Below are 19,467 nucleotides of genomic sequence, written 5' to 3' on the forward strand. Positions count from 1 at the left end.
TTTGTATTATTAAATCACTTTTGTTTTGTGTTTAATTGGGATTTATTTTTTCAAATTATAAAAAGTTTTTAATCCTAAAAAAGGAGCTTCTACTAATTGGTCTTCAATTCTTAATAATTGATTGTATTTTGCCATACGATCAGTACGTGAACAAGAACCAGTTTTAATTTGACCCGCATTAGTAGCAACAGCTAAATCAGCAATAGTTGTGTCTTCGGTTTCGCCACTACGGTGAGAAATAACAGCGGTGTAAGAAGCTTTTTTTGCCATTTCAATTGTTTCTAGGGTTTCTGTTAGAGTTCCTATTTGATTTAATTTAATTAAAATAGAGTTTCCTATTTTGTTTTCAATTCCTTGAGCTAATTTTTGGGTGTTAGTAACAAATAGGTCATCCCCTACTAATTGGATTTGGTTACCTAATTTTTGGGTTAAGTATTTCCATCCATCCCAATCATTTTCATCAAGTCCGTCTTCGATTGAAATAATTGGATATTTAGCAACTAAAGTTTCGTAATAATGAACTAATTCTTGGCTACTAAAAACTTTGTTATTTTCAGATGCAAGAACGTATTTTTGAAGTTTTTTATCATAAAACTCGGAAGCTGCAACGTCCATTCCTAAAAAAATGTCTTTTCCTGGCTCGTATCCTGCACTTTTGATAGCTTCCAAAATGATTTGTAAGGCTTCTTCGTTAGAATTAAGGTCAGGTGCATATCCGCCTTCGTCTCCTACTGTAGTTGAAAATCCTTTTTGTTTTAAAATTTTTCCTAAATGGTGAAAAACTTCAGCCCCATAACGTAAAGCTTCTTTAAAAGATGTTGTTCCAGTTGGTAAAATCATAAACTCTTGAAAATCAACACTGTTAGAAGCATGAGCTCCACCGTTGATAACATTCATCATAGGAACTGGCATTTGTTTAGGTAAAACTCCTCCTACATATTGATAAAACTCAAGATTTAAGTATTTAGCTGCAGCTTTAGCACAAGCCAAAGAAACACCTAAAATAGCGTTAGCTCCTAAATTAGATTTGTTAGGAGTTCCGTCAAGTTTAATTAATAATTTATCAATTAAAGTTTGTTCTAAGACAGAATAACCTTCTAATTCTGGTTGAATAACTTCAGTAACATTTTTAACAGCTTGCAAAACGCCTTTACCTAAAAATCTTTTGGCATCCCCATCCCTTAATTCAACTGCTTCGTGTTGTCCGGTAGAAGCTCCTGAAGGAACAATAGCTCTTCCAAACGCTCCTGATTCTATATAAACTTCTACTTCTACTGTAGGATTTCCTCTGGAATCTAGCACTTCGCGCGCTAAAATACTTTCAATATATGGCATAATTAATACTCCTTTTTTAAATTGGTTTTTAATTATAAAATGAAAAATAAAATAACTTTTGTTTGTGGGACAAATAGTTAAATTTACTAACCATAAATATTATAATGGTTTTTTTGCTAAAAATGTATTTTAATGTGTAATAAATGAATATTTTTGTAATAATTGCAATTATGACTTTAATAAAGCAAACATTTTTTGTTTGTATATTTCTACTCCGGGTTGATTAAAAGGGTTAATTCCTAACAACAAACCTGACATTGCACAAGCTTTTTGGAAAAAATACGCTAAATATCCAAAATGATATGCATCCAAAGTAGGAATGACAATTTCTAAATTAGGAACTTTGCCTTCAATGTGGGCTTGTTTAGTGGCTTGAAGAATTTTTTGATTAATTTGTGAATAAGTTTTTCCAGCTACATAATTAAGATTATCAAGTTCGTTTGGAATGTGAGGAACAACGCAATCATCTTTTATTGATGTAACATTTAAAACCGTTTCAAAAAGCATTTTGGTGCCTTCTTGGATAAATTGCCCTAAGGAATGTAGATCAGTAGAATTGTTGGTGGCTCCTACAAAAAGCCCTTTTTCTTCTTTGCCCTCAGATTCAGCAAATAATTGTTTCCACCATTCCGAAAAAGAAAGGAGATTTGGTTCGTAACTTACCAATAGTTCCATTTTTTTGTTTTGTTGGGTGTGAAGCAAATACCTTGCTAAAGCGTACTGATAGGCTTGATTTTGAAAAAGGTCTTCTTGAAAAGTGTCGTGATAAGCTTGCAAAGCGCCTTTCATCATTGAGACAACATCTAAATTAGCAAAAACAAAAGGAAGGATGCCTACACTTGTAAAAACACTAAATCTTCCACCCACAGAATCAGGAATAACAAATGTTTGATAAACTTCTTTAAGGGCTAAATTTAACAAAACGCCTTTTTGGCTGTCAGTGGTTACAAAAATACGATTTTTGGCAAGTTGTTTGCCGTATTTTTCTTCTATTTCTTTTTTCAAGATTCTAAAAGCAAGGGCTGGTTCCAAAGTGGTACCTGATTTTGAAATAATATTAATTACCCAATTTTTGTCTTTAAGATAATGGAGCAAATTAGTTAAGTGATTGCCTGATACTTGATGACCTGCAAAAAGAATTTCTGGCTTAGTTTTTTTAAAGGGCGTTTGCAAAAATTCAATTCCTGCTTTGGCGCCCAAATAAGAGCCTCCAATGCCAATTACTACTAAAACATCTAAATTGGGGTGGGAATTTTTTAGTTGTTTCATTTTTTCAAGTTCTTGGAAATCAAAATGTAAGGGTAGTTCTAACCAACCCAAATATTTTTCTTTTAGTTTTTGGTCTTGATGTAATTTTTGGTGTATGACTTTGATTTGAGGGGCCAAAGTTTGCGCATAATTGTGCCAATCTAAAAAATTATAAATCCCTTCAAGGTTTAATTTCAACATTGTGTAATTTTACTCCTTTTATTATTTATTATTTGGTGCTTTGTTATAATTTATTAAATATTTTATTCTCATTTATTAAATGTTTAAATATTTTTAAATGTTTTTCAGTATTGTATTAATTTTTATTTAATAATTTTGGTTTACAAAGCATTATTTTTATTTTTCTTAAAACGCGGGGTTTGGTTGATTTTGTTTTGACGCAAAAAAGATACAAATAAATAAGTAGTTGTCAAAAAGACAATAATATTGCTTCCAAAAGTACTTAAACCACATTGAGTAGCATCAGGAATTGAAACATCTTTTAATTGGGGCAAAATGTCATGCAAAAACCATAAAATAGTTATTCTTAAAACAACTCTTAAAAGATTAATTACAAAAATAAGATTAGCATTTTTCTTATAAGATGCGACATAACCCATCATTAAAGTAGTCCATACAGAAAAAAACAAAGAAGTTTGTTCCCAATTAAGGATTTCTTTAAAGGATGTTATTTCTTGTTTGGTAAAAACTTTTTCAGGTTTTAAGGCACGCAATAATTGTTCACCACAAAATTGATTTATAAATACTCCAATAATTCCTATAATAAGAGTAATTACAACAACATTTTTAAAGATTTTAAAAGTTTTGCTATTGCTTTGAAAAGTAACACTTTGAGATACCATAGCAGATTGACTATCTTCAAAAGAATTAGAAATAGCATAAAAAATACCATTAACTGCCATAACAAATCCAAAAATATCTACTAAGTTTTCTTGATCTTTGGTAAAATAACTGTCTATCATAGCAAGAATAATGAGTTTGCCAATTTCATAAGTAGATTTGGCAATAATTAATGTTACTGCTAATTTCAGGATATTTTTTACTGTGCGTTTAGAAAAGACTAGGTTTTTAAATTGCAACTTAAAAATATTTTTAGAACTAAACATACAATAAAAAGTTACCAAAGTAAGCAATAAATTAGCAATTAAATCAGCTAGGGCTAAATCAATTAAATTAACTTGGTTTTGTTTGATTGCTTTAAAAGCAAAAGAAATACTAATTCTTGTAATAATAAGACAAATATTAAGGGTTAAAACAAATCTAGTTTTTTCCTTGGCGCGTTCTAAACCAATAAAAACTGCATTCATAGTAATAGCTACAAAAGTAATTAAAATAAGATAATAATATGTAAGTCCATTTTGGCTATGATAACTTTTATTTAAAAATATATCTCCAAATGGAGCTGGTAAAAGGACACCTAAACCCAAAACCACTAAAAAGAATAAAGAAGAAATGATTGCCAATAAAAAAGCTAGGGTAGCGTATTGTTTGGCTTTAGTAAAATTCTTTTTTTTGTATTCTCTAGCTACTAAAATAACACCTGCTCCACCTAAAGCTATAGCAACACTTTGCAAAATTTTTTTAATTTGTGCCATATAAGAGATGTTTTTATCCAAATTGGTGCTGGAATTGGGTTGGTTCCCAATAATATAAAAATCAATAGATACGGATAATTGTTGAAATAACAAATAAATAGCAATGGGAAAAGTAAGAATAATTAAATTGATCCAAATAGGTCTTTTAAATGATTTAGGGGTTTGGTTGTCAGGTTTGGAAGGGTGTGGCAAATGATTTTTTTCAGTAGACATAAATATACTCCGTTTTATTTTTTTAGTATTTATATCAAAATCAATTGTAATTTATTTGGGGTTTGGGATTTGGAAGTACAAAAATTAATTTTGATAAATACAATATTTTATTCTACAATCATTTTACAACAATTTAGCTACTACATTAAATAATTCATTTTTTTCATAAGTTTTTTCAAAAAGATCACCAAAAGTAGTGTAATGCAAATTAAGTCCACAAGTACCAACAGAACAATTAAAAATGTTTTGTTGCAATAAAGAAACGGCATAACTTCCCATTCTAAAAGCAAGGACTAGATCTTCTGCAGTTGGTTTACCACCTCTTTGAATGTGTCCTAAAACTTGGGCTCTAGTTTCGAAACCACTGTAATTTTCTACCTCTTTGGCTAAACTTGCAACATCAAAAATATGTTCAGTGACAACTACAATAGCATGTCTTTGGTTTGCTTGGCGCAAAGATTTAATTTTTTGGCAAATAGTTTTTTGGGATAAAAGATTTTCGCGAGTAACAATAACGTCTGCTCCTGCAGCAAGTCCACCAAATAAAGCCAAATCCCCTTTGTGGCGTCCCATCACTTCAATAATACTGCATCGGTTGTGAGAAACAGAAGTATCGCGCAATTTTTCGATGGCATCTACAATATTATTGAGAGCAGTGCTAAATCCAATAGTAAAATCAGTGGCACAAATATCATTGTCAATGGTGGCTGGCAGTCCTACGCATTGGATACCAAGTTCTTGCAATTTGGATGCTCCTTTATAAGAACCATCACCACCAATTACAACTAATTTATCAATTCCTAAAGTTTTTAAATTTTGGGCGCATTGCTTGCGAACATCTAAATTATTTTGAAAATCTAAAAAACGAGCAGTTCCCAAAAAAGTACCAGACACATTAAGAACACGAGGAAATGTTTGAGGATTTAAGATTTCGATTTGGTTATTAAAAAGTCCTAAATAACCATCTTTTACACCGAAAACTTCAAATCCTTGTTTAGCGCTTTCAAAAACTACAGCACGAATAGCTGCATTCATTCCAGGAGCATCGCCGCCTGAAGTTAACACAGCAATTTTTTTGTTTTCTTTTGTTGTTGTTTTTGCTTTTTGGTTTTCATTTTTCATTTTAAAATTAAGTCTCCTTTATATTTTTGAAATATTGTAAATATTGTTAAATGATTAGTTTGATAAATGTTTTTTAATAAATCCGCGTGCGCGAGTCAAAATTAAAATAAATGAAATAAATAGTTGTTAAATGTTAATAAGTAAAAAAATAGTGTACTTGAAAAAGTTCCAAATCGTTTAAAAAAATAATAAAATATAATATGATTAGTTTGGTTTTTGTTTTAACTGTCTTTTTTGTGTCTTTATCCAAATTATAAATTATTATTTTAAGTAAATTTTTAGGTATTTCAAAAACTAACTAATCTTTTTTTATGAAAATTTTTATGAAAAAACTTTTTATGCTAGTCTTAGAATTTTTTGATTTATTAACAGCTACATTTAAATTGTATACGATTTAATCAAATATTGCAATTAAAACGTATTATTTTTGTTCTTTTTGTAAAAATTTTGTGATATTGGGGGCTTTTTCGCAAAATAAACAAAATATTGCAACAAATATTTATTGGCTAAAATAAATAAAACAATTGAAAAATAAGTTTGCAAAAAAATAATGAAGTTGTTTTTTTTGGAATAATTTTATTAGCTTTTTGGATTTGGATTTACTTTTTTTAGTTGTTTTTTATCTTTGGGAGTAGCAAAAATATTAACACTTATTTTTTTATATGTTATACTTAAAGAGTAGTTAAGAAAACAATTTGCAGTTATTTTAGATTTAATAAGCATTTTTTTGTTATGTTTTTTCATCAAATGCTTGCTAAAAGAAAACAAAAACTTTAACCAATTAAACCTGAAATTTTTTTTGAAAACCTTTAAAAATCCTTAATTAAAAATCCTTAAAATAAAGGCAAAAATATTTGTTTGAAAAATAATTAATTTTTACCTTGACAAAAAAGATACAAACAAACACTTTTAAAACTACAAAAAATAACTGCCATTTGTTTTTTTAAATTTATACTTTTTTGCACAACAAATGTAATAAATATAATAATTTATCAATTTATTTCAATTAATTTCAAATCAAAAGGAAGGTTTTTTAAATAAATGACGAAAAACAAAGTAATTAATAAAAAAGATAAAATAAGTAGGCTTGTTTTGGAGGGAAACTTATTAAAAGCTTTATGGATTATTTCTTTGCCTATTATTGTTTTTAATGTTTTTAAAGCTTGTTTCGGTAGTGTTGATACTTTTTTTGGAGCTGGTCTAGAAGGAGCAACCCAAAGCTACATTCAATTTTCCAAATCCGCTCAAAGCATTGTAGAAGCAGTAGGAGTTTGTTTAGGAATTACAGGAGTTGCATTAATTTCGCGCGAAGTGGGTAAAAATAAAAATGTCAAATCTTTAAAAGCTCGTAAAATAGCATCTAGCGTTTTTGTTTTGTTATTCATAGTAAGTTTAGTTGTAGCTTGTGTTATGATTGGTTTTTCCAGCCTTATTTGTAGTCTTTTTTTAAAGGAAAAAGTAATTAACGGAGTATCAAAGGCAATAACAACTGAGGAAAAAAATCTTTGCATTAACGCTTTTAGATTACAAATGTTGGGCACTATTTTAGCTGCTATTAATGTTTTCTTTTTAGGAATTGAAAGAATTTTGGGAAAATTTAAAAAAATTTTGGTTCTAAACTGTATTATGATGGGTTTAAAAATTGGATTAAGTACTTTATGTTTTGGCATCAAAGTCATTGGTTTAGAAGCGTTGTGTCCCAATGTTTTAGGGTTGCAAACAGCTTCATGTATTGCTTATTTATTTATTACAATAGTTGCTTTTTTCACTCTTTTTAACAAAAAAAATCCTTTATTTTTAAGTTTAGGCGATTTTTCTTTTAAAACTTTTTTTCAAGACAAAAAATTACTTAAAACTATTTTGAAATTAAGTATTACTTTAACAATAGGCAAATTTATTTATGAAGGCGGAAGAATGTTTACCTTATTTATGGTAGATAGCACATTTGATAAACCATTTTTAGCTGGAACTCCTTTCGAATTTAAAGGTTTGGGCGGCTTAGGTGCAATTGGAGTTGCTGATAGCATTATTACTTTATTTGCTCAAATATCGTTTTCGTTAAAAGAAGGACAATTGATGATTGTTTCTGAAAACTTAGGGAACAAAAATAACAAAAGAGCAATTAAAACTTTAATGCTTGTCTCATTTTGTTGTTTTTTAGTATTTGCAGTTACTTATTTAATTTGTGCTCCTAAAGAATATTGTGGGCTTGGTTTTGGTGATGATTTATGCTTATTTTTTAAAAATTTAGGCAAAGAAAAAAAAGACCAAATGACATTAGATATGTTTCATGCAAAAAACCCAGAATTTAAGTCCTTTTTGTTGGGTGCTCTTTTAACAACTGGTCTATTAACTACTCAATTAGAAGTTTTTTCTACTTTCTTAATTGCAGCTAAACAACCTAAATATGATTTGTTGTTAAGTTTTGGTCGTGTTTTTCTTTTCAGAATACCTGCCCTTTATTTCTTTAGAAATGTTTGGTTTGGAAATGAAGAAAAAACAAGCATTAAAATAAATAATACATATGGATTTGCCAATTTCAGTGCTAATTTCATTATGTTAATGTTTATGGTTTTTGTATGTGTTCGTTTTGTATATAAATTAAAAAAAGAAAAGCAACCAAAAAGTTTTAAATAAATTCATAAATTAAAAAAGACTATCGATTGATAGTCTTTTTTGTTATATAAATAACTTGAAAATATTGTAAATATGAAATAAATTTTTTATGTTTTTCATCGAAAAAACTTAAGTTTTTTTAATTTTAACAATATTTTTACATTCAGGAAAGCGACTGCAACCTAAAAAATTACCATAGCGTCCTTTTTTGATGAGTAAAGGAGCGTTGCATAAATTACATTTTTGATCGGTTTGCATAGAAGGATTTGTTTCTACAGAACTTGATTTTTCTTTTAAAGAAACAATATTTTTACATTCAGGAAAGCGACTGCAACCTAAAAAATTACCATAGCGTCCTTTTTTGATAAGTAAAGGGGCATTGCATAAATTACATTTTTGATCGGTTTCGATATCTTTTGGTTTTTCTAATTTTTGATCGGCTATTTGATAAAGTTGTTTGAAAGCATCATAAAATTCTTGCAATAATTCTTTATTATTAACTAATCCTGAAGAGATTTTATCTAAATTTTCTTCCATTTTGGCAGTATATTTAACATCAATAATTTGTTTGAAAAACAATTCTAAGTTTTTAGAAGTCAAAATTCCTTGTTCGGTAGGAACAAAACGTTTTTCTACTAAATCAACATAAATTCTTTTTTTGAGGGTAAAAATGATTTGAGAGTAAGTAGAAGGCCTTCCAATATTTAGTTTTTCTAAAGTTTTAATCAAAGTGGATTCAGAAAAGCGTGCTGGAGGATTAGTAAATTTTTGTAAATTTTGGATTTCTTGAGGTAAATAAGTTTCATTTAATTTAAAGGAAGGAATAATTTTGTCTTTGGTGCCATCTTGCAAAATTTTTTGATAGCCATCGAAAATTTTTATCAAACCTTCAGTTAAAAAAAGATGGTTTGCAACTTCAAAAAAAACTTGGGTTTTTTGAAATATGGCAGGTGTCATTAAAGAAGCCAAAGTTCTTTGATAAATAAGTTTATAGAGTTTATTTTCGTATTTATCAAGATGAGGGGCTAGGCTTTCGGGGGTTTTGGATAAATCAGTGGGTCTTATAGCTTCGTGAGCGTCTTGCGACTGAGCTTTTTTATTGGTTTTGTAAGTACCTAAATATTCTTTGCCATATTGTGTTTTAATTAATTTTTGAGCATCTTTAACAAAGCTGTCTGCAAGTCTTTGCGAATCTGTTCTCATATAAGTAATTAACCCTATAGATTCACCTAAAATATCAACTCCTTCATAAAGTTTTTGAGCAATTCTCATAACTTGATTAGAAGTCATATTTAGGCTGTTGATGGCTTCTTGTTGCAGGGTAGATGTAATAAAGGGTGGTTTGGGTGATTGTTTGGCTTTTTTTTGTTTTAATTCTTTAACTAAAAAGGGTTTATCTGTGATTTGTTGGACAATTTTAAAAGCTTCTTTGGCTTTTGTTTTGCCTTTGTAAGGATTTTGGTATTCTGCTTGAAAATCTTTAAAAAAAGCAATAATAATATAGTATTCTTCAGCGACAAAAGCTTTTATTTTTTCTTCTAAATCAACAATTAATTTAAGGGCAACTGATTGCACTCTTCCTGCTGATTGTGATTTGAGTCTCCTTACCAAACGCGACAGTTTAAACCCAATAATACGATCTAGCATTCTGCGAGTTTCTTGTGAAAACACTAATAGTTCATCGATTTTGCGAGGTTGTTGCAAAGCTTTTAAGACTGCTTCTTTGGTAATTTCTCGAAAAACAATTCTATTAGTTTTTTGGGGGTCTAAATTAAGAATTTGTGATAAATGCCAAGCAATTGCTTCTCCTTCGCGATCAGGATCGGTTGCTAATAGCACTTCTTTACCTTTAGTTTTTTGGATAAGAGTTTCTACGATATTGTCTTTTTCTTTGATAATGCTGTATTTAGGAATAAATCCTTTTTCGATGTCAATTCCCATTCTGTCTTTGCCTTTTAGCGACAAATCTCTAATATGACCTTTGGAAGATAAAATTAAAAATTCGTCATTTAAAAAACGGTTTAAAGTTTTGGTTTTAGCAGGAGATTCTACTATAATAACTTTTGATTTCATTTTTTGGGCTCCCTCAATTAAAAGATATGGTTAATTTGGGTAATTAATTGTTTTGCGTTTCTATTTTTTGGTTTGGTGGTTGGTTGGGTTTTAGAAAAGTTTTTCAAAGAGAGATAAAACATCTAAGTCAAAATTTAATTTCCCTAAGTTACCTTGCCTTATTTCTTGCAATAACATTTGATAAACTCTAGATTGATCAACTTTTTGATTTTTAGTATAAATATTTCTTTTTTGTCCGATAATATCAACTAAATTAGGGTTAGATAAATCATTTTGGTCTAAATTGAAGCGTTTTTGCAAATTGGTACCATAATGTTTTATAAGATAGCAAAGTGCGTGAATGCCTAATTTTTCTAAAGGTAAAATGGAAACTTTAAAGCATCCTGCAAGTGCTAATGCCAAACTTATGCGAGGATCAGAAAAATTGTGCCACAAAACTCCTGGAGTATCCAAAAACTGGATATTGGGTTTAGCAATGTCAATCCATTGAATGCGTTTGGTAGTGCCTGCTAAATTAGCTGTTTTTAAAACTTTTTTTTGGGCAAAACTGTTAATTAAAGTTGATTTGCCAACATTGGGAGTTCCTACAATCATAGCTTTAATGTTGGGAGTTTGGGTTGTTTTTCTTCTAGATTTAAAAAGGGGATTTTTGGCTTTGATTGTTGTTAAAGCTTTTTGATATATTTCTTGAAGTTTAGGGGATTTGATAGCATCAATTGTTAAAACAGGAATTTGTTTTTTGTGATAATTAGCGATAAAATTATTGATTTTACAAGGATCGGTTAAAGAAAATTTATTTAGCAAAATAAGGAGGGGTTTTTGGCGTTGGTTAATTAAAGAAAAAATTTGAGAATTGAAGCTTGAAAGAGGAATTCTTGCATCCAAAATTACTAAAACAATATCAACCAAAGATAAATTATTTTTAATTTGGTCATAAGTTTTTTTCATATGACCAGGAAACCAATTAAATGTTTTCATTGTTAAACCCATTTCTTTTGTTAAGTAAATTACTCTTTTTCGCTTTGATCTGCACTTACTTTAGAGATAGTATCTAAAACTTTTTGTAGATCTTTTTCGAGGTCTTCTTCAGTTTCAAAAATCTTTTTACTATAAATTTTATAAACTTCTTCGCCTGTAATTGCAATCAAAGAAACTCCTATTTGATGATAAATAAGTCCTAAGGGTTTGTCAAAAATTATTTTTTTAAACCAATGAAAAGGATTGAAAAAATTTCTGATATTATTAAAAGTATTAGTTACTTTGGCAACTTTTTGATACTTTTGAATCATGTTTTTTTTAACAACCATTTCTCTAATTACAAAGATTCTTTTTAAAGTCATTTTGCGAAACATTATCAAAATTTTGTTTTGAAATACTTTGTCAACTCTTTGATTTATGTAAAAAATCAAAATAAGACTTTCATCAATGGTAAGTTCCAGATAGGGATATTTGGAGCTGGGATAAAATTGGCTTGAGATTTCTAAAATTAATTCTTGGATAGAAGTTATCAAAAAATGCCCAAAATTGTCTTTATCTTTTTTCATTTTTTCTTTGAAATATTTTTTCTTAGCTTCAATTAATTTAATTATTTCTTGTTGACTAACATCTGTTTTTTCTAGTCTATGAGCTGCTAAAGTTTTTTTCACACTACACAAAGAAAGAAGACAATAAATAAAAGAGCTTAAAATAACACCAGAAAGAATACCCATAAAGAAAGTATTAAAAAAAGCAAATTGTTTTGTTATGTTGAAAAAATTTTCCCAAAAAGACACAATATCATCATCCTTTTTTTATTTTTTATAATTTTTATAAACGGATTCAAATCGCAAAACACTATATAAAGGCAAAATGTAGATGACATGAACTACCTATAATTATATAACAAACAAAGAAATTAACAAACACAATTTATAAAAATATATAAGAAAAGGGCTTAAATGTGGTGGATAAAACAAAAAAGCAGTTTAAAACTGTAAAAATAAGGTGTTTTATTTATTGTTGTCTCTTGATAAATAAAGTCCTGTTTCAGTATTGATAATAATTTTTTCTCCAATATTGATAAAAAGAGGAACTTTAATTACTAAACCTGTTTCTAAAGTGGCATCTTTTAAAGAATTAGTTTTGGTATCTCCTTTGGCTCCAGGTTCGGTGTAAGCTACTTTAATAGAGATTTTGTCAGGTAAACTGATACCTACAATTTCATCATTTTCATAAAAAATAATATCTACTAAAAGCCCTTCATAAAGATATTTAAGAAAATCTTTTAATTGATGTTTGTTAATTTCTAATTGTTCGTAATTTTGAGTATTCATAAAAATATAATTATCTTCCAAAGCATAAAGAAATTGCATCTTAATTTTAGTAATTAAGGCAGGCTGCACTTTGATACCAGCGTTAAAAGTGTAGTCAATGACACTACCTGTTCTTAGGTTTCTTAATTTGGTTCTTACAAATGCAGCACCTTTACCAGGTTTGACATGTAAAAATTCTAGGATTTGATAAATTTGGTTGTTGAATTTAATGGTTTGTCCAGTTTTAAAATCGTTTGTATTAATCATATTTCTAATTACTTTCTTATTTTTTTGGAATTGTTTTCGTTGGTTTAATTGTTTAATGTTTAATCAGTTTTTAAAAAATCGTTAATAAGGCAAATAGTGGTTTTTTCTAAATCAGGGGATAAAGCATCTAGAATGATGGGCTTAATTTGATTTTTAAACCAAGTTTTTTGGCGTTTGGCATATTGCATAGTTTTTTGAATAATTAAGGTTTTGGCTTGGTCTAAAGTTATTTTTCCTTCTAACAAAGCTTTAATTTCACGATAACCAATAATATTAAAATTGGCGTTTGGAAAATGAGTTTGAATTTGGTTAACTTCTTCTATAAAACCTTGTTTTAACATTTGTTCCAATCTTAAAATAACTCTTTTTTTCAAAATTTGTCTATCAATATCGAGATAAAAAATTAGCGAAGAATATAGAGGATTGTGTTTTTTATTTTTTTGTGACCTTAAAGTGCCTGCAAGTAAATCTTGATAAGCGCTTAGGATGCGACGAGGATTTTTTAAATCTAGGTTCGCAATTAATTGAGGATCTTTTTGTTTAATAAAATCAATCATATTTTCTATTGCAGGTAAAGAAGTAGGTGGCAAAAACAAAGATTTAGGAGTTAATTCATAATCAAAAAGAGCTGATTTAAGATAAAGCCCGCTACCACCCACAAATAAAGGAAGGGGCGTTTCTTCGATTTTTTTGCGGGCATCTTTTTGAAAATGATAAATACTGTAATTTGTTCCAGGAGCAAGAAAATCTAAAAGATGATGTTTAATTCCTTGGGCTTCTTCGAGAGTTATTTTAGCAGTTCCAATATCGTATTTTTGATACATTTGAAGAGAATCGCAATTAATTATTTCTAAATTAATTTTTTTAGCTATTTTAATAGAAAGGCTAGTTTTTCCTGAAGCGGTAGGACCTGTAATAGCGATTACTTTTTTCATAATTTTCCTTTATGAGGGTAGAAGTGTTTTGGGGTTATTAAATATTTTCCAAAATATAAAATCATTATAAATTTATATGGAAAAGTTATGTTTGGTATAATAATTTAATAATTTAAATAATTAAAAAACCAGAATAAAATAAAAAAATGCAAAGCGTTAAAAAAACAAAAAAAATTAAAGTGATACAGAAGATAATTTTGATTCTTTTTCGCTTAGTTTTCATAAAACAAATTTTATTTCATTCTGATAAATTAATCTTTTCAATAGTTTTGTTAGGTTTAAGAGTGACAAGTAAACCGTTTAATTGTCTTTTTCCTTCGGCATTAGGTATTGAAACAAAACGATTTCCTAAAAAAGATTGAATTATAGGTTCTTTTTCTTTACCAATGACGCCGTCCTTGGCTCCTGTCATTCCTGCATCAGAAATATAAAGAGTATTGTGGGGAAAAAGGCGTTCGTCGTTAGTTTGGACATGAGTGTGAGTGCCTACAATAGCATCAATTCTACCATCAAAATAATGAGTTAAAGCAATTTTTTCACTAGTGGCTTCGGCATGAAAATCCAAAAAAGAAAAATCATATTTAGCTTTATTTTGTTCCAAAACATTATCAATAGTTTTGAAAGGGCAATGCAATTTGGAGTTAATAAAAACACGTCCTAAAGCATTCATAACTAAAATTTTTTTATCTTCGCAATCAATAATTTTATAACCTTGCCCTAATTGTTGGGTGTCATTGATGGGACGAATTACATTTGATTTGTCAATAAAATTTTTAATTTGTTTATTTTTCCAAACATGGTTTCCCATAGTCATCAAATCAACACCTAATTTTTGTAATTTTTTATAAATTTTAAAACTTAAACCTTTGCCATTATCAGCGTTTTCAGCATTGGCAATAATGAGGTTAGGTTTGTAAGTTTCTTTTAAAAAACCCACTTTTTCGGAAAAATAACTAATTCCTGGGTTTCCGTAAATATCTCCGATAAACATTATTTTCATGAATTAATTATCTCCTTTGATGGATTATAATTTAGCCATTTCCACAGCTCTGGTTTCTCTTATAACAGTAACTTTGATAACACCATTGTAACTAATGTCTTTTTCAATTTGTTCTTTAATGGTGCGGGCAGTTTGGAAAATAAAATTGTCTGCGATTTTGTCTGGTTCAACGATAACACGAATTTCGCGCCCAGCTTGAATAGCATAAGATTTGGCAACTCCTTCTGTTGCATTAGCAATAGTTTCTAATTTGGTTAGTCTTTGGATGTAGTTTTCTACTGATTCTTTTCTGGCTCCTGGTCTAGCGGAAGACAAGGTGTCTGCTATTGCAACTAAAACAGCGATAATTGATTGGGGTTCTTGGTCTTCATGATGAGAGGCAATAGCGTCGATAACTTCTTTTTTTTCTTTGTATTTGGAAGCAATAGAAACGCCAATTTCTACGTGGCTTCCTTCCATTTCGTGGTCTAGAGCTTTACCGATGTCATGAAAAAGTCCTGCTCTTCTTGCAAGAATTTCGTTTTCGCCAATTTCAGAGGCAAGTTTACCAGCTAAAAAAGCTACTTCCAAAGAATGTTTCAAAACATTTTGACTGTAACTAATGCGGAAGTGCAGTTTTCCCAAAATTTTAATTAAGTCGGGGTGCACTTCGCCGATTTTAGTAATAAAAGCAGCTTCTTCGCCCATTTCTTTAATAAAATTGTCTACTTCTATGGTTGAAGTTTCTAAGGCTTTTTCGATGCGAGAAGGATGAATTCGCCCATCAGAGACCAAAAATTCTAAAGTTTTTTTGGCAATTTCTCTTCTAATCGGGTCAAAACTACTTAAAATAATGGTGCAAGGGGACTCATCAATAATTAAGTCTACTCCGGTTAAAACTTCCAAAGACTTAATATTTCTGCCTTGGCGCCCAATAATCCGTCCTTTCATATCTTCGTTAGGAATGTTAACAACGCTAATATTTTTTTCTCCTGTAATATCGCCAGCATATTTTTGCATGGCTAAAACTAAAAGATTTTTGGCTTTTTTAGATGCTTCGCTTTTGGCTTTTTCTTCTTCTTGTTTAATATATGACATCATTTCATAAGTGGTTTGATCTCTTGTTTCTTTCATTATGATTTGTCTGGCTTGATCTTGCGTTAAGGAAGCTATTTTTTCTAATTGTTGTTTTTGGGTGTTTAAAATTGTTTCTTGTTCTTTGATTTGTTGTTCTAGGTTTTTTTTAGTATGGCTAATTATTTGTTGTTCAGAATCTAAATGCTCTTCTCTTTTATTAAGGCTCTCAGTTCTGTTGTTAAGCAATTCTTCACGACGATTATTTTTGGATTCTAAATCAACAATTGTGTTGGTTATTTGTTCTAAATCCAGTTCTAATTTTTGTCTTAAAGAAGTTATTTCTATTTTGGCATTACGCATCATTTCTTGTTCGCGTTGTTGCAAATCTTTTTCTTTTTCTTTTAGTTTATTGTCAAATGCTTGTTTTTTTTCTTCTAATTTCTTTTGATTAAAAAAAGAATACAAAAAATAGCCGATAATTGATCCACAAATTAAAACAAAGACAAGAAGGGAACAACCCATTATACAATGAGTTCGCCAATAATCACCTTTCATATCCTTGATACCTTTCTTTTGGGGGGGGTTAACAAATGTAAAATCATTGTTTTACCTCTTTTTCTTTTTGAATTTAGTTTAATGATTTGTAATGCAAAACAAAAAATAAAAAAATAGGGGGGATTGGATTTTTTGATGCAATTTTGTCATTAAAACGATAAATAAGTTTGTTTTTTTAAATATTGATAATTAATTTTGAATGGGGCGGGTTGGAAGTTTTATTATTTTTTTTAATTTGTTCAGTACAAAATTTCATCGTGAAATGAAAAAATAAAAATGTATAAATTGGGGGTTAAAAAAAATAATAAAGTTTGGTTTGCGAAAAAAAATCAGAAAAAACCATGCAAAAAACAATGGTTCTGTGATGAATAGTGGCAAAAATAAAAAAACTGAAAAGCTAACCTTAAAAAGATTAGCTTTTGTAATGAAAAATATTTAATTATTATATATTATTATGTGCTAGCAAAATATTTGAATTTATTAATATAATTAATAATCAAGCTTTTCTTGGTGATTGGTTTTTATTTTGCGAAAAGCTTTTGCTAACGGTGCTTGATAATTTATTAGAAAAAGTTTTTAGTGATTGAGATACTTTCGGAGATTTTATAACTCTTTCAAAAAATTCTCCTGATTTTTCAATAAATACATCTCTCAAAGATTTTTTTTCTAAACTCGAAGGGGCTGAGTTTGGGTTTTGTGTTTCATCAGAAAATTGCATTTGTTCAATAACTTCATCAGAAGATGACCCTTGAGGAGATTCTTCTTCTAAAGAAAAAAATATAATAATAGGAATGGCAAGTAATATCACAATAAAAACGCTAGTAATAATGATTTGCTTGGAAGTAAATTTAAAAATAAAATGATATCCTTTGGTTGTTGAATAAAAATAATGCCAAAACTCAAAATATCAAAATAAAGAATAATAAATAATATAAATTGGATTTGAATGCATAATTTTTTAATTTTAATTTGGATTTAAAAATATAGATAATTTTAATAATTTAATTAATGAAATATATAAGATACTAAATAAAAAAAATAGTATCCATAAATATTATATAATAACTCAAAAAAGTATTTGCAAAATAATGTTAAAATAATGTCAAAAAGGAGTTAAAATAATGATTTAAAAATCTATCTTTTCATTTTTGATGTTGTTTTTGGAATTGTTATTTTCTTTTTTTCGAACTTCTAACAATTTTTGATAACGTTGCTCTAAGGTTTTTTCTTTTTTTTGAATATCTTCAATCACTTTGAGAACTTTTTCCAAAGCCGCTTTCAAATCATAAATAAAGACTTTATCAAAATTTTTCATCGCTTGTAGCACATTTTCAATACATTCAAGTTTTTCTTCGTTGTTTTGAACACTTTCGAAAATTTGAAAATAATAATCAACTGAATTAAGAATAGCAAGTAAAATCGAAGGACTTGTAATGATAACATTGCGTTTAAAAGCATATGATATTATTTCAGGATCGCAATTAATTTGGGCAAAAATACTTTCAGAAGGAATAAACATAATGGCATAAGGGCAGTTGTCTTCTTTGCTGACGTATTTTTGAACTTCTTTAATTCTTTCTTTAACGTGAAATAAAAAGCGACTCTTTAATTCTGTTTGATTGGAAGTGGCGTTAATATAGGCTATAAAATCTGTGGTAGGAAACTTCGAATCAATAGGAATTTGAACAAATTTACCATAACCTTTACACATCACATCAACTTTAAGATGATTGCCGTTATTGTTTGTTTTTTTCATTAAATATTGTTTTTCAAAAACTAATTTATCTTTAAAATGAGAAACATTTTCCAAAACGCGTGCCAACAAAAATTCTCCAGCTTGTCCTGTTTTATCGTTTTGGCACAATAATTTATGAATGTTTTGCACTTCTTGAAAACCACTTGCATTTTGTTCTCTTAAAACTTTTAAAGAATTTTCCAGATTAATTGTTAAATGTTGGCGAGTATCTTTGATTTCTTTAGTTAAACTATCTTGACTTTGATGAGTTAAATTGTTAATTTTATCATCCAAACGACAAATAACCCTAGATTCTGACTCTAAAAAAGCTTGTTTCACAAAATCTTCGATATTGACTTGCGTTTTTTTCGGTTTGGCAACAAAAAAATAAATAATGAAAGTTACACCACCCAAAATAAGAATCAAAATAACGGATAAAGTTAAGATTAATAAAAAAACAATTTGATCTTGAGGCATTTATTTTATTATTCCTTTTTCTTTTTTAATGTCTTTTAGCTTTGGGATGCATTAAAGTTGATATAAAAAAATACAAAAAATAAAAAACAAAACAAAAATAAAAAAAAGGGTTATTATTGAGATTTGTTCTTTAAATATTTTTAATATTTATTTCTTATTTGAAAAACAAATAACATACATAAAATAAAAATTTGTGAAAATGTTTGGGACAAAAAAAATAAATATTAAAAATAAATATAAATGTCTAAGTGCTAAATTACTAAATTAATGGAAAAGGTGCAAAAAATAAAAGATAAACTGGCGTTTGAGAAGGGATTCGAACCCCCGACCGACGGCTTAGAAGGCCGTTGCTCTATCCAGCTGAGCTACTCAAACAAACATACAACAAATATTATACTATAAAATCATTGTTTTGGACAAAAAAAAGCAATTAAAGTAGTGAAGATAGTTTCTTTATTTAAATCCTCAAAGAAAAAACGATCCAAAAGTCATTAAATATCTATTAAATAAAAAAAGTTTGCACAAATAAATAAAAAAAGTATATAATAATAATGTTGATTTTTAATTTCTAAATAGTTTCTAAATAATTTCTAAATAATTTTTAAATAATTTTTAAATTAAAATAAAAAATATAAAATTTTTTAAAAATTTTTTCAAGAAAAAAATAATTTACAAATCACAAAAAACATTAACAAAAGACAAGTATTTTTATCCAACAAAACTAAGGTAGCCTTTTCAAACCTTATCATTCAACAATAAGAGACGAATTTGGTCAGGTCTTAATTGAAGCAGCCATAAGTTATTTTTATTGTGTGGAAGATAGGGTTTGAAAAGGTTATTTTTAATATAAAAGACCCAAAAAACAATTTTTAAAACAACAATTCAATGCATAAAATTAAAAAAACAAAAAAATAAATTTTTATTAATG

At 28.4% G+C, this 19,467-nt stretch carries 14 protein-coding genes, 1 tRNA gene and 1 other RNA gene; 2 read left to right on the plus strand and 14 right to left on the minus strand.

Annotated features, from left to right (window positions below; all coding sequences use genetic code 11):
* Positions 1-42 precede the first annotated feature (42 nt).
* The 4 genes from eno to MBSPM3_RS01605 form a co-directional block, all read right to left on the minus strand.
* Positions 43-1,335 (minus strand): phosphopyruvate hydratase, encoded by a 1,293-nt coding sequence (eno, locus tag MBSPM3_RS01590; RefSeq protein WP_069028231.1) that lies wholly within the window; start codon positions 1,333-1,335, stop codon positions 43-45.
* Positions 1,336-1,503: 168 nt separating this feature from the next.
* Positions 1,504-2,784, minus strand: coding sequence for a glucose-6-phosphate isomerase (locus MBSPM3_RS01595; protein ID WP_069028232.1), 1,281 nt, complete (start codon positions 2,782-2,784; stop codon positions 1,504-1,506).
* A 140-nt stretch (positions 2,785-2,924) separates the two neighbouring features.
* Positions 2,925-4,412, minus strand: a complete 1,488-nt coding sequence (locus tag MBSPM3_RS01600; protein ID WP_069028233.1) for an MATE family efflux transporter — start codon at positions 4,410-4,412, stop codon at positions 2,925-2,927.
* A gap of 123 nt (positions 4,413-4,535) precedes the next feature.
* A complete protein-coding gene (locus MBSPM3_RS01605) occupies positions 4,536-5,534 on the minus strand; it encodes an ATP-dependent 6-phosphofructokinase (RefSeq protein WP_069028234.1) in 999 nt (332 codons plus the stop codon).
* A gap of 1,041 nt (positions 5,535-6,575) precedes the next feature.
* Between MBSPM3_RS01605 and MBSPM3_RS01610 the strand changes: the two genes are divergently transcribed.
* Complete coding sequence (locus MBSPM3_RS01610; RefSeq protein WP_069028235.1) at positions 6,576-8,171, plus strand: multidrug transporter; 1,596 nt, start codon at positions 6,576-6,578, stop codon at positions 8,169-8,171.
* Between the two features lie 108 nt (positions 8,172-8,279).
* Here the strand turns inward: MBSPM3_RS01610 and topA are convergent, their stop codons facing one another.
* The 10 genes from topA to MBSPM3_RS01660 all read right to left on the minus strand — a co-directional run bounded on the left by topA (position 8,280) and on the right by MBSPM3_RS01660 (position 18,914).
* Complete coding sequence (topA, locus tag MBSPM3_RS01615; protein WP_069028236.1) at positions 8,280-10,223, minus strand: type I DNA topoisomerase; 1,944 nt, start codon at positions 10,221-10,223, stop codon at positions 8,280-8,282.
* Positions 10,224-10,313: 90 nt separating this feature from the next.
* The gene (ylqF, locus tag MBSPM3_RS01620; protein WP_069028441.1) at positions 10,314-11,201 is read right to left on the minus strand and encodes a ribosome biogenesis GTPase YlqF; all 888 of its coding nucleotides are present in this window, start codon (positions 11,199-11,201) and stop codon (positions 10,314-10,316) included.
* A gap of 29 nt (positions 11,202-11,230) precedes the next feature.
* The gene (locus MBSPM3_RS01625; protein WP_069028237.1) at positions 11,231-11,995 is read right to left on the minus strand and encodes a hypothetical protein; all 765 of its coding nucleotides are present in this window, start codon (positions 11,993-11,995) and stop codon (positions 11,231-11,233) included.
* Between the two features lie 216 nt (positions 11,996-12,211).
* Entirely contained in the window at positions 12,212-12,781 is a 570-nt protein-coding gene (efp, locus tag MBSPM3_RS01630) for an elongation factor P (protein WP_069028238.1), read from the minus strand.
* A 59-nt stretch (positions 12,782-12,840) separates the two neighbouring features.
* Positions 12,841-13,716 (minus strand): tRNA (adenosine(37)-N6)-dimethylallyltransferase MiaA, encoded by an 876-nt coding sequence (miaA, locus tag MBSPM3_RS01635; protein WP_069028239.1) that lies wholly within the window; start codon positions 13,714-13,716, stop codon positions 12,841-12,843.
* Between the two features lie 238 nt (positions 13,717-13,954).
* A complete protein-coding gene (locus MBSPM3_RS01640) occupies positions 13,955-14,716 on the minus strand; it encodes a TIGR00282 family metallophosphoesterase (protein WP_069028240.1) in 762 nt (253 codons plus the stop codon).
* A 24-nt stretch (positions 14,717-14,740) separates the two neighbouring features.
* Positions 14,741-16,327, minus strand: coding sequence for a ribonuclease Y (rny, locus tag MBSPM3_RS01645; RefSeq protein WP_083985317.1), 1,587 nt, complete (start codon positions 16,325-16,327; stop codon positions 14,741-14,743).
* A 496-nt stretch (positions 16,328-16,823) separates the two neighbouring features.
* Positions 16,824-17,135 (minus strand): hypothetical protein, encoded by a 312-nt coding sequence (locus MBSPM3_RS01650; protein WP_069028242.1) that lies wholly within the window; start codon positions 17,133-17,135, stop codon positions 16,824-16,826.
* Positions 17,136-17,453: 318 nt separating this feature from the next.
* Positions 17,454-18,539, minus strand: a complete 1,086-nt coding sequence (locus MBSPM3_RS01655; RefSeq protein WP_069028243.1) for a DNA recombination protein RmuC — start codon at positions 18,537-18,539, stop codon at positions 17,454-17,456.
* A gap of 298 nt (positions 18,540-18,837) precedes the next feature.
* Positions 18,838-18,914, minus strand: a tRNA-Arg gene (locus MBSPM3_RS01660).
* A 363-nt stretch (positions 18,915-19,277) separates the two neighbouring features.
* Here MBSPM3_RS01660 and ffs point away from each other — a divergent pair.
* Positions 19,278-19,369: signal recognition particle sRNA small type (gene ffs, locus MBSPM3_RS01665), an RNA gene on the plus strand.
* Positions 19,370-19,467: the final 98 nt, after the last annotated feature.

The sequence above is a fragment of the Candidatus Phytoplasma zeae genome, from assembly GCF_001712875.1.
In the GTDB taxonomy this organism is placed as follows: domain Bacteria; phylum Bacillota_I; class Bacilli_A; order Acholeplasmatales; family Acholeplasmataceae; genus Phytoplasma; species Phytoplasma asteris.